11 protein-coding genes are annotated in these 12891 nt (G+C 64.6%); 5 read left to right on the top strand and 6 right to left on the bottom strand.

What is annotated here, in order from left to right:
- Nucleotides 1-16 precede the first annotated feature (16 nt).
- The 3 genes from ACQCST_RS06300 to ACQCST_RS06290 form a co-directional block, all read right to left on the bottom strand.
- Nucleotides 17-253 (bottom strand): helix-turn-helix domain-containing protein, encoded by a 237-nt coding sequence (locus tag ACQCST_RS06300; RefSeq protein ID WP_426998442.1) that lies wholly within the window; start codon nucleotides 251-253, stop codon nucleotides 17-19.
- Nucleotides 254-358: 105 nt separating this feature from the next.
- A complete protein-coding gene (locus ACQCST_RS06295) occupies nucleotides 359-1429 on the bottom strand; it encodes an adenosine deaminase (RefSeq protein ID WP_426998441.1) in 1071 nt (356 codons plus the stop codon).
- 280 nt (nucleotides 1430-1709) lie between these two features.
- Nucleotides 1710-2237 carry a hypothetical protein gene (locus ACQCST_RS06290; protein ID WP_426999092.1) on the bottom strand — a complete coding sequence of 176 codons (528 nt, stop codon included), beginning with the start codon at nucleotides 2235-2237 and terminating at the stop codon, nucleotides 1710-1712.
- Nucleotides 2238-2517: 280 nt separating this feature from the next.
- Here ACQCST_RS06290 and ACQCST_RS06285 point away from each other — a divergent pair, with 280 nt between their 5' ends.
- From ACQCST_RS06285 to ACQCST_RS06275, 3 genes are read left to right on the top strand one after another with little or no spacing between them, the layout of a single operon-like run.
- Nucleotides 2518-3426 carry an MSMEG_6728 family protein gene (locus ACQCST_RS06285; protein WP_426998440.1) on the top strand — a complete coding sequence of 303 codons (909 nt, stop codon included), beginning with the start codon at nucleotides 2518-2520 and terminating at the stop codon, nucleotides 3424-3426.
- Between the two features lie 6 nt (nucleotides 3427-3432).
- Entirely contained in the window at nucleotides 3433-4353 is a 921-nt protein-coding gene (locus tag ACQCST_RS06280) for an NAD-dependent epimerase/dehydratase family protein (protein WP_426998439.1), read from the top strand.
- A 42-nt stretch (nucleotides 4354-4395) separates the two neighbouring features.
- Nucleotides 4396-4818, top strand: coding sequence for a DUF1622 domain-containing protein (locus tag ACQCST_RS06275; RefSeq protein ID WP_426998438.1), 423 nt, complete (start codon nucleotides 4396-4398; stop codon nucleotides 4816-4818).
- Between the two features lie 409 nt (nucleotides 4819-5227).
- Here the strand turns inward: ACQCST_RS06275 and ACQCST_RS06270 are convergent.
- A protein-coding gene (locus ACQCST_RS06270) for an IS3 family transposase (RefSeq protein ID WP_426995638.1) occupies nucleotides 5228-6411 on the bottom strand; the annotation gives its coding sequence in 2 pieces (ribosomal slippage) (nucleotides 5228-6150 and nucleotides 6150-6411; 1185 coding nt in all).
- 301 nt (nucleotides 6412-6712) lie between these two features.
- Nucleotides 6713-9124: a Tex family protein gene (locus tag ACQCST_RS06265; protein WP_426998437.1), complete on the bottom strand. Its 2412-nt coding sequence runs from the start codon at nucleotides 9122-9124 to the stop codon at nucleotides 6713-6715.
- Nucleotides 9125-9241: 117 nt separating this feature from the next.
- On the opposite strand from ACQCST_RS06265, the gene ACQCST_RS06260 reads away from it, so the two are divergent.
- Complete coding sequence (locus ACQCST_RS06260) at nucleotides 9242-9538, top strand: hypothetical protein (protein WP_426998436.1); 297 nt, start codon at nucleotides 9242-9244, stop codon at nucleotides 9536-9538.
- A 10-nt stretch (nucleotides 9539-9548) separates the two neighbouring features.
- Here the strand turns inward: ACQCST_RS06260 and ACQCST_RS06255 are convergent, their stop codons facing one another.
- Complete coding sequence (locus ACQCST_RS06255) at nucleotides 9549-9986, bottom strand: CBS domain-containing protein (RefSeq protein ID WP_426998435.1); 438 nt, start codon at nucleotides 9984-9986, stop codon at nucleotides 9549-9551.
- Between the two features lie 528 nt (nucleotides 9987-10514).
- Between ACQCST_RS06255 and ACQCST_RS06250 the strand changes: the two genes are divergently transcribed.
- On the top strand, nucleotides 10515-12836 hold the full coding sequence (locus ACQCST_RS06250; RefSeq protein ID WP_426998434.1) for a hypothetical protein: 2322 nt from the start codon (nucleotides 10515-10517) through the stop codon (nucleotides 12834-12836).
- Nucleotides 12837-12891 lie beyond the last annotated feature (55 nt).

Below are 12891 nucleotides of genomic sequence, written 5' to 3'. Positions count from 1 at the left end.
GCGGACCTCCAGCGCGTCAGTCATGGTTGTCTGTCGTGAATGAGATCTCGATACCCAGCATGTCAATGATCTCGAACAGTTTTTTGTTCAGCGCTTTGGGCCTGCCGGTTTCCAATTCCGAAAGGTACCTTTGGCTGACATCGAGGCGCTCCACCATCTGGGCCTGGGTGAGGCCTGCCTGAACCCGGATTGTCTGGACAAGGAGCCCAAGGTCACGGCCTGAACGCAGAACACCACGCACGGCCACCACCATGAGCTAATCGTAATATGGCGCTCTTGGGGACGGGTCGCCGTCGGACGATCTGGATCAGGACAAGTTTTCGGCCGACTCAACCCCCAACAATCTCAACCACTGGGTTCAGCCAGGGGCCCCGCCCAGCTCCGCCAACAGCTCGGTTTTCCGTTCCTCGCTGGCGAACGAGGACCGGATGGAGTTCGCGGCCAGGCGGACCCGGTCGAATTCAGACAGGCCCAGCACGGCCTCCAGCTGTTCAAAGTTGTCATCCACGTATCCGCCGAAATATGCGGGATCGTCGGAGTTCACACTGACGTTCAGCCCGGCCGCCAGCATGGCGGGCAAGGGATGGTCAGCCAGGGTCTCCACGGCGCGCAGCCGCACATTGGACAGCGGGCACACGGTCAGCGGCACCAACTCGGCCACAAGCCGTTCCACCAGTACGGGATCTTCCATGCACCGGATGCCGTGGTCGATCCGCTCCGCACCCAGCACGTCCAGCGCCTCGGAAATATACGACGGCGGGCCCTCCTCGCCGGCGTGGGCGATCCTCCGCAATCCGGCGTCGCGCGCGCGGGCAAACAGCCGCTCGAACTTTGCCGGCGCGTTGCCCAGCTCGGCCGAATCCAGCCCGATTCCGGTGATCGGAGCGTCCATGGCCATCAACTGTTCCAGGACTTCCAGCGCGGATTCCTCAGACTGGTCCCGCAGGAACGCCGCGATCAGCAAGGTTGACACACCAAAGTCCTCCAGCGAGGTTGCGAGCACCGAGGCCACGCCATTGATGCAGGTCTCCAGCGACACACCGCGGGACAGGTGCGCCTGGGGATCCATCATGATCTCGGCATGCCGCACCCCGGCGAGTGCCGCCCGGGCCAGATAGGCCCGGGTCATGTCGGCAAAGTCCTGCTCCGTCTGCAGCACGGCCATATTGGAGTAGTACAAGTCCAGGAAAGACTGCAGATCGCTGAACTCGTAGAGGGCCCGCAGCTCGTCCAGCCCCGCATACGGCAACGTGATCCCGTTGCGTTCCGCGAGCGCGAAAATCAGCTCCGGTTCCAGTGTCCCTTCAATGTGCAGATGCAGCTCAGCCACCGGAAGCCTCACCGGCGCCGGTTGCTCCGGCTGGGCCGACCCCTCCGGATCCTGGCCTGCAAGCGGCACCGCGGCGTCGTCGTCGTCATACGTTTTCATGTGGCAACAATAGGCCCCCGGCCGGCTTCCCCGTTAGGTCCACCACGTGGGACATGGACGGGACACGCCGAAAATTCTCCATTTTTGATAACACCACCCGCTTGGCGCAGGATCCTGATAGGCAGAACCGCAGCTGTTCAGCGTTCCAGGAGCCTTGCGCTGAACGGACGACGCCGGAGTGCCCCTTCGTTGGGGCGCTCCGGCGTCGTGTTTTAACGTCTTGGGCGGGGCTGGCTACCGCGGAACAGAACTGTGCGGGGCTCGCTGCTGCGGGGCTGGCTCAGGCAGCGACCGGCAGTTCCCGGACGATCCGCACTTTCCATGCGGCGTCGTCGGAGGTGTCCAGCAACGCCACCGTGCCATGAGCGAGATGCAGCGCAACCCGTTTAGCGGCCAGCAGCTCCAGGTAAAGCTGTTCATTCATGCGGGCCGGGGCGTCGATGACGAACTTCACGGCGTCGCGCACTTTGCGGTAGTTGGCGCTGCGCTCACGGTGCATGTGAAGCTCCAGCATCCAGCGCTTTTTCAGAAGGGGCTCGTGCTTATTCAGCCAGGTCACCGCGGCGTGCACGCCCACCACCAGCGTGAGCGATACCGCATAGATCCACCAGCCGGTAGTCAGCAGGAAAAGCGGGAGGTTGGCGATGGCCACCAGGGCAATGACCACCCTCAGTGCAATGAGCCGCCTGATACTCAGCGCCATCGTCTCCATCGCGGCCCGGAACCCGTGCTGTTCCGTGAGCGCCGCAGCCGGATCCAGCGTAAATTCATCCAGCACCAGAATGCCGTTCGCTTCCGGGCCAACCATCAGGCCAAAGCGCGGCGCTGGCGTCTGACGCATTGGCGCCTGCGGGGTTAACGGCTGCGGTGTTGACGGCTGCGGTCCGCCGGTTGCGGGAACGGTTGTTGCGGGGGTCTTAGTTGTCATGAGAGGGCTTTCAGGACGCTGGGCGGAGTCCAGCAATCTTAGTGGTTGGCGCGACACGCTGTATGCAGAGGTCCACCATGTGAACACCATTGTGTGATATGGCGATGTGGCGGGGCGCACTCCAATTGGCACATCCGCTTCGTGGCCCCAGACTAAAGGGATGCAGACTTTCCTTCCGTACCCCGACTTTAAGCAGAGCGCCGCCGCCCTGGACCCCGCCAGGCTCGGCAAACAGCGCGTCGAAGCACTTCAGATCCTCCGCGCGCTGGTGATTCCGGAGTACGGCTGGCAGTCCCACCCCGCCGTCCGCATGTGGATGGGCCACGTCCCCGCCCTGACCCTGTACGGCCTGGCCATGGTGGATGAATGGACGGCACGCGGCAACCTGGACCACACTCGGGCAAATATCACTGAGTTCGCCCCGCAGGCCGCCCACCCGGACTACGCCGCCAAAATCGCCATGCCCAAATGGCTCGGCGAACCCGATTTCCACCTCAGCCACCGCTCCAGGCTGCTTCAGAAGGAACCTCGCTTCTACACGCCCAAATTCCCCGGCACCGATCCGGACCTGGAATACGTCTGGCCCGAGCCCCGGCTTGAAATCCTGCCGCAAGATCCCGAGGGCGACAGGCTCTGGATCCTCCGCGCCGCAGTGGGCGATGCCGATCCCGAGCAGATCAGCACCGTCAGCATGCCTCCCGTCCGGCGCCCGGGTGCAGCAAACACGAACGCTGACGAGGACGAGTACCAGTTCGTCTATGCCGAGTCCGGCGCGCGCCGCCCCGCCAAGCAGCGCAAGCTGCCGCCCAAGCAGCTCGTCAAGAAGCCCACCCGGAAGCGGCAAAAACAGGAAGACGCATTCTCCACGCTCCCCGGCAACACGGCAGTGGCCATCCCGCTCGACGGCGGCAGCCACTTCGCCCTGGGCAAGGTCCAGGGCCGCCCCATCACCGAAGACGGCCGCTTCGCCCGCAACTTCGAGGTCAGCGAGATCCTGGACCGCTCGGCCTTCGACTACCCGGCGCTCCTGCAGGACCCGCGCGTTTTCTTCCCCGTCCCCGCACTCTAAGCAAAAATGACCATACTGCTTGCCGGTTGCGGCGATATTGGGTCCGAAGCCGGGCTGCGCTTCGCCGCGGCCGGCCAACGCGTTGTCGGCTGGCGGCGCTCACCGGAGAAACTGCCGGCGTGGGTTGAAGGCGTCACGGCTGACCTGAGCTCAGCGGAACTGCCGCCCATCCCGGCGGACACTAGCGTCGTCGTCGTCGCCGTCGCTGCCGATTCCCCGACCGAGGCCACCTACCGGGCGGCGTATGTGGACGGTCTCGCGCACGTTTTGGATGCGTTGGAGCGCGACGGCGTTATGCCGCGGCGGGTGCTTTTTGTCTCCTCCACCGCAGTGTACGGGGACGCGGGCGGGGGCTGGGTTGATGAAAGCACAACGGCGGCACCGGGCGGATTCTCTGGCCGCATCTTGCGTGAGGCAGAGGAACTGCTTTTCCAGCGGCTGAGCGGGACTTCTGCGGTGCCCGTGGTGCTGCGCTTGGGCGGGATCTACGGACCCGGGCGGACCCGGCTGATCGATCAGGTGCGGGGTGGTTCTGCCGTGATTCCTGCCGAACCGCGTTACACCAACCGCATCCACCGGGACGATGCCGCCGCCGCGATCGTCCGGCTGTGCACCATGGCGGCACAGCCCGCTTCCGTGTACATCGGTGTGGACAATGACCCTGCCGAGCTTGCCGAGGTGCTGCGATTCCTGGCCACCGAGGTGGGCGTGGCCGCGCCGGGACTGGAGGCTGTGGGGCCGGGGGCTGTGGGACTGGGGACACCGCCGTCGGGCGTTACTGCCGTGAAGGGAGCCGGCGAAGCGCGCGGCGGGAACAAGCGGTGCAGTAATGCATTACTGCGCGGCACCGGCTTCGAGTTCGCCTTCCCAAGCTTCCGCGAAGGATACCGGGCGATTCTGGCGGGTACCGGCGTGCGGCACCCGTAAGCTGACTCATCAGTGAAAGTTGCCGGTCGATGAGGAGAAACCATGGACTTTCAGCACATTATTGAAACGGTCGGACGGTTTATGGACTTCGCCGGCGTGGCTGTGATGGTGATCGGCGCCCTCGTTTCCATCCCCATGGCGCTGCGCGGTTACCAGCCCCGGCGTCTGCCTTCGGGCGCCGAGCCGCTCTCCGTTTACAGGTCCTACCGGCAGCTGCTGGGCCGCTCTATCCTGCTGGGGCTCGAATTGCTGGTGGCGGCGGACATCATCCGCACCGTCGCCGTGACGCCCACATTTGAGAGCGTGGGCGTGCTGGCCATCATTGTGCTCATCCGAACGTTCCTGAGCTTCTCGCTGGAGCTGGAAATCACGGGGCGCTGGCCGTGGCAGAAGGACCCCGCTGTCTCCGTGAACGGCGCCTCCCTCCCGGGCAGCGGAGTGCCCCGGGCGAAACCGGGCGCATAGTTACTGCAGTTTCAGGGCTCCTTAAGGGGGTGGCTAAAATGTCAGACCGCCTTGCATCGGCGCCTGCAAAACAGCCCTCACCACCGCGACCCTGCCCACCAACGGAGGCCTCCGCCCCAAGTCATGGTCGCCATCAGCTTCCAGGAGCTCCTCACCCGCCTCGAACACCAAACCAGCCAGGGACCCAAGGCTGCACCTTCCCCAACTGCACCATGCCCGCACCCTGCTATGCAGCAGCCACCACCTCATCCACAAAGAACAATGGACCATCCAAACCCGCAACGGCACACCATGGTTCATCCCCCACCCCACATCGACCCCCGCCAAAAACCACAAAGAAACGGATACTTCAGGGAATGAGTCCGTGAGCTGCCGCGAGGATTTCGGACAGCGGAATTAGTGAATTCTTCTACGCTGCCAGGGCTGGCTGTTGATAACCATAGTGGACTTCGTTAGGCCGTCGGTAACCGAGCGCTGAGTGTCGGCGCCGACTATTGTAAAATCCCTCGATGTAGCGGATAACGTCACTGCGTGCTTGTGATTTCGTGGCGTAAACGGTCCGGTAAACACGCTCGTTCTTGAGCATCGAGAAGAAAGATTCCGCCATACTGTTATCCCAACACACGCCCGTGCGGCCCATCGATGAGCGCATCCCCAGACTGGTCACCAAGGCCCGAAACCCGGCCGAGGTATACACGCTGCCGCGGTCCGAGTGCCAGATCGCGTCAGGCTCGATCAGGGTCGTTGCGGCGGCGTTGTTGAGGGCGTCCGCCACGAGTTCAGTGCGCATGTGATCGGCGATCGACCAGCCGACGACCTTCTTCGAGTAGCAGTCAATGACGGTGGCCAGGTAAATGAACCCCTGCCAGGTGTGGATGTAAGTGATGTCGCCGACGAACTTCACCCCGGGACGTGTGGCGGTGAAGTCACGCTTGACGAGGTCAGGCATGTTGGCCGCGGCCAACGCGTCGGCCTCGGTGGTCGCCCGGAATGGCCGCGGCTGGCAGGCCAGGAGGCCCTCCTGGCGCATGACCTGCCGCACAAGCTCGGGCGAACATTCAATCTGTTCCGCCGCGAGGTCGGCATGGATTCGGCGATACCCGTACGTTCCTTCGGACTCCTCAAAATAGTGCTGGATCCGCGCTATCAGTGCCTTGCGCCGGGTGGCAGTCGCCGATTGCGGGCGCGTCAGCCAGTGGTAGAAACCGGACGTTGAGACTCCCAACCAGCGGCACATTTTCACGACCGAATTCAGGTTGGCGGGCTCAGTCTTTTGGGAGTCGATGTATTCGTACTTGCTCACTACCGCTGCTCCCGCGCGAAGTAAGCGGCTGCTTTTTTCAGGAACAGAGTCTCCGCGCGCAGCTCCTGATTTTCCCTCTCGAGCTCCTTCAGGCGGGCCCGCTCCGAGACCGTCAGGTCCGTCTCAGTGCCGCCGTTGGCCTCGCGGTATTTGTTCAGCCAATTGCGCAGAGTCTCGGGGCCGACACCGTATGTGGTGGCAACGTCCTTGATGGGCTTGGACGTGTTGATCACCTCACGGCACAACTCGTCTTTGAACTCCTGGGTGAAACGCCGGCGTGCTGCAGTCATGCTGATCTCTACTTTCAGTAGACCCCCATTTTAAGAGGGCCCACTGTCCGAGAACTCCGCGGCAGCTCATCCGCGAGCCCAGGCGCGGGAGCAATCGACGCGTGCATTCGGACGGAAAAAGAGGCCGCGGTCCGGTAACCCCGCCGATTAGTCGGGCATCCTCAACAAATCCAGAGCCGAACTACAGGTTGTCGGGAAGGTCAGCACCCAATTGCGGACCCTGCATTCCCCGCGGATTTGCGGCAGCCTGCAGCACACCGGTGCAAGAGCGGCGGACAAGCGGAACCCGGTGCTACCTGAGCTACTTTCCGAGGCCCGCTTTCCGCAGGGCCTCGGCCATCGCCGTGTTGGCCGGGGCAGGCTTGGGTGCGGGAGCCTTGGAGGGCTGACCTCCCGAACGTTGGCCACTCAAGCGCTGGGTATCGTCTCGCTCGATCCTCCCGGCTCCGCCTCCGGATGCATTCACTGGCCGCCCACCGGAAGGTGCCGGTTCGTCGTCGAGCCTCAACGTCAGCGAGATCCGCTTGCGCTCTGGATCTGCCTCCAACACCTTCACCCGCACCACCTGACCGGACTTCACCACCTCGCGGGGATCGGACACAAATCGGTTTGCCAGGGCGGATACGTGGACCAGCCCGTCCTGGTGCACGCCTACGTCAACAAATGCGCCGAACGCCGCAACATTGGTGACCGTTCCCTCGAGAATCATGCCGGGCCTGAGGTCGGAGATCTTCTCGACGCCCTCCGCAAATGTTGCCGCGGCAAAAGCCGGGCGTGGATCGCGCCCTGGTTTCTCCAACTCGGCAATGATGTCCTGCACTGTGGGTAGTCCAAAGGTGCCATCTACGAAGTCCTGCGGGTTCAGCACCGCCACGCCGCCGGAGGCCCTTCCGGCAGAAGCCGCCGCCCTGATCTTCCGCGCCACGGGATACGCCTCCGGGTGCACGCTGGACGCATCCAGCGGCTCCGCTCCCCCGGTGATCCGCAGGAAGCCGGCGCACTGCTCAAACGCCTTGGCGCCCAGACGCGGCACCTTCTTCAGTTCGCTGCGCTTGGCAAACGGGCCGTTCTCATTCCGGTACGCCACGATGTTCTCGCTCAGCAGCGGCCCTACCCCGGCCACCCGGCTCAGCAGCGCGGGCGAGGCCGTGTTCACGTCAACACCCACCGCGTTCACGCAGTCCTCCACCACGGCATCCAGGCTGCGGTCAAGCTTCGCGGCCGTAACATCGTGCTGGTACTGCCCCACGCCGATCGACTTCGGATCGATCTTCACCAGCTCTGCCAGCGGATCCTGCAACCGGCGGGCAATCGACACCGCCCCGCGCAGGGACACATCCATGCCGGGCAGCTCCGCCGCGGCCAGCGCCGAGGCCGAATACACCGATGCGCCGGCCTCGGAAACCACCAGCTTCTGGGGTTTCTGCCCTGCAGCCCCTTCCGGGGTGCCCAGCAGCTTGATCAGTTCAGCCGCCAGTTTGTCCGTCTCCCGGGAGGCGGTTCCGTTGCCGATCGCCACGAGCTCGACGGCGTGCTGCCTCGCCAGCCGCGTCAGCGTCACCAGGGCGTCGTCCCACTTCCGCGCCGGGGCGTGCGGGTAGATCGTGTCTGTGGCCACCACCTTGCCGGTACCGTCAACAACGGCCACCTTCACACCGGTCCGCAGCCCCGGATCCAGGCCCAGGGTGGAGCGGTTTCCGGCCGGCGCAGCCAGCAGCACGTCGCGCAGATTGGCGGCAAAAACACGAACCGCCTCGTCTTCGGCAGCGGCAAACATCCGGCTGCGCAAGTCGGCCGTCAGCCGTGCCATTACCCGGGAACGCCACGCCAGCTGCGCGGTCTGCAGCAGCCAGGCATCGGCGGGCCGGCCGCGGTCCGCAACCCCGAGGCACCTGGCCACGGCGGATTCGTACCGCGAACGCGCGGCGGTGAGGGCGGCGTCGTCGTCCGGGTTTGCCTCGGAGAGGTCAAGCTCCAGCACACCGTCCTTCTCGCCGCGCAGCAGCGCAAGCACCCGGTGCGACGGCATTCCGGAGGGCACCTGCGAAAACTCAAAGTAGTCGGCAAACTTCTGCCCGTCCGTCTCCTTGCCCTTCTTCACGCGTGACACCATCCGGCCCTGCGTCCACAGCCGCTCCCGCAGCGTGGCCGCGAGGTCAGGGTCCTGGGCCGCCCGTTCCACCAGGATGGCCCGGGCACCGGCGAGCGCTGCTGCGGCATCGTCGATCGAGTGTTCGGCGTTCAGGTACTTGGCGCCCTCGCGCTCCGGGTTCAGCTCCGGACGGGCCACGAGGGCCTCGGCCAGCGGCTCCAGCCCCGCCTCACGCGCGATCTGCGCCTTGGTCCGCCGCTTGGTCTTGAACGGCAGGTAGATGTCCTCCAGCCGCGACTTCGTATCAGCGGCGATGACTGCGGCCTGCAGTTCCGGGGTCAGCTGACCCTGCGCGGCGATCGCCTCCAGGACAGTCCGACGGCGGTCCTCCAGTTCGCGGAGGTACCGCAGGCGTTCGTCGAGGTCACGGAGCTGCGTGTCATCGAGGGTCCCGGTGGCTTCCTTGCGGTACCGGGCAACGAACGGGACGGTGGATCCGCCGTCGAGCAGATCCACGGCCGCTTTCACCTGCCAGGCCTGCACGCCGAGCTCGGCGGCGATCTGGGCGTGGATGGCGGAGTCGGCAGATGCCGGGGACAGGTGCTGCGGGAGTTGGGTCACCCTGACATTTTGCCCTACCCGCCCGGATGTTCCACCGGGACTACCCACCGTGGGCCTTAAGTGATGTAGTGAGAGCAGGCAGGACAGCATCCAAGTCCACAACCTAGGCGGCCCATCATGCAGGAACTGCTCATCATCCTCCAGGACGGTTTTGACGAGGACAACGTCACCGTCACCATCAACGGCAAGCAGGCCCGGCGGGACACCGGAGTGTCCACGAAAATGCTGCTGGGAATGGCCGCCGAAGTGTCCGTCGAGCTGCCAGCGAAGGGCGCCACAGTGGGCGTGGAGATCACCAACCGGGGCCTCTCAGCCGGGATAAAGCTGCACGGCAAACCCAAGAGCCTGCTGGTCTCGGTGGAGGACGGCAAGCTGGTGATCCGGGAAGGAACCGGCCGGGAAGCATTCCTCTAGGCCCCACCCGCTACGCCATATGGCCCCTCGGCGACTTGGCCGAAATCTGCTCCACCAATTCGCCCACGCGCTCCTCGGAGTAATTCCGGGCAATATCTCCCTGGCTGATGATGCCAACCAGCTTGTGATCCGTCAGCACGGGCAGTCGCCGGACCTGAAACTTCTCCATCAGGTCGATGGCGGCGTCGATGCTGGCGTCTGCGTCGATCCAGTGTGGCCGGCCCTGTGCGAGTTCGGATGCCTTGACGTCGCGGGCATCCCGGCCTTCGGCGACGCATTTGACCACGATGTCGCGGTCGGTGATCAGCCCTTTGAGTTTACCGTCCGAACCACAGATCGGCAGTGAACCGCAGTCCAGCTCCTTCATCAGCACAGCGGCTTCTTGGAGAGTCTTGTCCTCGGCGATGCATTGGGCATTCGTCGTCATGAATTCTCGTACGACACTCATGGGTCCTCCTTCATCGATTGGAATACCGACGCGGGCCCCCGGCACCGACGCCGATATCGTCAGCCTACGCCCGGGCAGTTGGCCTGACCAGGGGCACACTTTTCAGGGTCAAAACGGGCGGCGGGTGGGACAATTGGAGCAGCTGCTTCAAGGTTCAGGGGGAGAATCCCGATGAGGAACCAGCGTCTTCGCTCGCGCACGCGGCCGTATCCGGCGGCCCCGGAGAAGTGCGCCGCGGCCCCGGAACAGTCCGCCGGGACCTCAGCAACACCGGCGCCGGCACCAACCTGGATCTACAAAAGTGACGCTCCTTCCCGTTCCGCGATCAGCGCAAGCGGAAACCCCTAGATATAATCCATTCGATGGGATATTCTCCATTTTGGGTTGTTTACGGCTTCTGGGTACAGGCCACTTTCTGACATTTCCGGGTATTACAACGTAGCGTCACCGCCTCGCCCCGAACCGTCTTAACGCCGCTCCAGCGGCGATCGCACACAAATTACTTGCCTGAGCGAGAAAGTTCCTGAAATGGACACCCCAACCAGCCAGCAGGGCGCCGGATTCACCCCCATTCCGGACGGTCCCACCCCCATCCCCTTCCCGAATCCGCTCCCCGATCCCACCCCGTTTCCGATGCCCCAACCGGTTCCCTGGCCGCAGCCGGGCCCCCTCCCCTGGCCTCCGGACGACTGGTGGAAGTGCTGGCGGCGCACAGCCATCAGCGGCAGATACGAAGGCAACCAGGCGGGCAGCCGTTTCATCACCCGCTCACTGGACCTGCGCCTGGACATCGACAAGCGCAACAACGTAGAGTCGCCGGTCATGAACCGCATCAGCGGTGATCTCTACTCCACCCAGTTTGTGCTGGTGGGCGGCCGGTTCAAGCTGGTGAAGACGTATCTGGAATCCTGGATCGTGGACACGCCCGCCGTGAGCTGGTCCCGCTGCAGCGTGACCATCACGGGGGCAGTGCGGTACTGGCAGGGCACCCATCCGGCCACCACCGTCACTGTCCAGGTTCCGTGGGAGCACGGCAGCATCGGCACAGCCACCGTCACGTTCAATGTCGGCGGCACCGACGAACTCCCGTTTTCCTGCACCTACCGGTCAGGCTGCTTCCGGGACGTCAACCTGGAACTCGACTACGCGGCATCGGTGGACATCGAGCCCAAAGTCCCGGTGTACGGTTCGCACTGGCACAACAACAGGCCAGGCGACACCCCGGACCGCACCCTCAACATCGAGTCCGCGTACCGGGAAGCCGGCGTCAGCGTCACCGTGGATCCCACGCACACCTCCCTCGACGACAGTGCGGCGGGCTTCGCCACCTGGTCCGTGGGCGAACTTCACGACGCCATGGAATCCTCCTTCAGCCGCTACACCCAGGCCTGGCCGGCCTGGAATCTCTGGGGGCTCCAGGCCGGCACCTTCGACAGCGCCGGAGTAGGCGGCATTATGTTCGACGCCGCTGCCGGCTTTGGCGGGGCAGGCCGGGGCCCGGACCGGCAGGGCTTTGCCGTGTTCCGCAATCACAGCTGGTTCACCAACCTGACCTCCGGCACTCCGGCCAACCAGGACCAGGCATGGGCCATGCGCCACTTTCTCTACACCTGGGTGCACGAGGCCGGGCACGCGTTCAACTTCCTGCACGCCTGGGACAAGTCCCGCCCGGATTCACTGTCCTGGATGAACTACGACTGGAAGTACGATCAGCGCAACGGCGCGGATTCGTTCTGGGCCGGGTTCCGGTTCAGGTTCGACGACGACGAACTCATCCATATGCGCCACGGCGACCGCGCTTCCGTCATTATGGGCGGAGATCCGTGGGCTTCGGGCGGCCATCTGGAGTCCCCCGCAGGTGCCGTGATCGAAACGGAGCCGGGCGGCGACGTCGAGCTTTCCATCTCCGCCAAGGACCACTTCGACTTCATGGAACCGGTGAGTGTGGAGTTCCGGTTGCGGAACACCAGCCGGCTGCCGGTGGAGATTGATACCCGGATGGACCCCAAATACGGCAACACCGTGGTGTACATCCGCAAGCCAAACGGCTCCACCGTGCTGTTTGATTCGGTGGTGTGTTTCTACGGGCTGCCCGAGCTCAAGGTGCTGGCGCCCGCGGCGGACACGGCCGCAGGCGCTGCGGCCGCCGCCGCACAGGGCGATGACCGGCACAGCGAACTGGTGCCGCTGACGTTCGGCGTGGCCGGTTTCGCGTTCGACGCACCCGGCCAGTATCTGATCCGTGCGGTCTATCACACGGCCGGGGTACTGCAGACATCCAATACCCTGCGGCTGCGCGTCGGTTACCCGGTGAGTAAGGCGGAGGACCGGTTCGCGCCGGACTTCTTCACCCGGGAAGTGGGCCTCACCCTGGCGTTCGAGGGCTCCATGTCCCCGCACCTGGCCACGGGCCTGGATACCCTCACGGAGGCTGCGGCCAGGTTTGCTGCCGAACCGCTGGGGGTGAAGGCCGCGACGGCTGTGGCGCAAAGTGTGGGCGACGATTTCTACCGCCGCAAGGAGGACAAAATGGTGAAGCATCACTCTGCTGATCCGGACCGTGCCCTCTCGCTGACCGCACCTGGGTTGGAGGCCTACCAGCAGTCCTCGGCTCCGTCAGCGAACCTGGCTTACCGGGGGCTGGTGGAGCTGCGCACAGCGTTTTATGCCCAAACCGGTGAGGCGGGTGCGGCCAAGTCCGAGGTGGAGACCCTCGCCAAGGATCTGGACCTGCGCGGTGCCAACGCTTCCGTACTATCCCAGGTCCGCGAACTGATTCCGGCTGCGCCCGCCCGGGCCGCCCGCGCGCCGCGGGCCCGGCGCGCCGCTCCGAAGAAACCCGCCAAATAGCCGTCGGATGGCTTGATGGCCTTGTTGCTGCCGGGACAGCACACCCGGCAGCAGT

Source organism: Pseudarthrobacter sp. N5 (assembly GCF_050157035.1).
Lineage (GTDB): Bacteria > Actinomycetota > Actinomycetes > Actinomycetales > Micrococcaceae > Arthrobacter.
This window is presented reverse-complemented; position numbering and strand designations above follow the sequence as displayed.

What these genes read in the sequence shown, in the direction of transcription:
- ACQCST_RS06300 (WP_426998442.1), bottom strand. Translation starts at nt 253, where the DNA reads ATGGTGGTGGCCGTGCGTGGTGTTCTGCGTTCAGGCCGTGACCTTGGG.
- ACQCST_RS06295 (WP_426998441.1), bottom strand. Translation starts at nt 1,429, where the DNA reads ATGAAAACGTATGACGACGACGACGCCGCGGTGCCGCTTGCAGGCCAG.
- ACQCST_RS06290 (WP_426999092.1), bottom strand. Translation starts at nt 2,237, where the DNA reads ATGGTTGGCCCGGAAGCGAACGGCATTCTGGTGCTGGATGAATTTACG.
- ACQCST_RS06285 (WP_426998440.1), top strand. Translation starts at nt 2,518, where the DNA reads ATGCAGACTTTCCTTCCGTACCCCGACTTTAAGCAGAGCGCCGCCGCC.
- ACQCST_RS06280 (WP_426998439.1), top strand. Translation starts at nt 3,433, where the DNA reads ATGACCATACTGCTTGCCGGTTGCGGCGATATTGGGTCCGAAGCCGGG.
- ACQCST_RS06275 (WP_426998438.1), top strand. Translation starts at nt 4,396, where the DNA reads ATGGACTTTCAGCACATTATTGAAACGGTCGGACGGTTTATGGACTTC.
- ACQCST_RS06260 (WP_426998436.1), top strand. Translation starts at nt 9,242, where the DNA reads ATGCAGGAACTGCTCATCATCCTCCAGGACGGTTTTGACGAGGACAAC.
- ACQCST_RS06255 (WP_426998435.1), bottom strand. Translation starts at nt 9,986, where the DNA reads ATGAGTGTCGTACGAGAATTCATGACGACGAATGCCCAATGCATCGCC.
- ACQCST_RS06250 (WP_426998434.1), top strand. Translation starts at nt 10,515, where the DNA reads ATGGACACCCCAACCAGCCAGCAGGGCGCCGGATTCACCCCCATTCCG.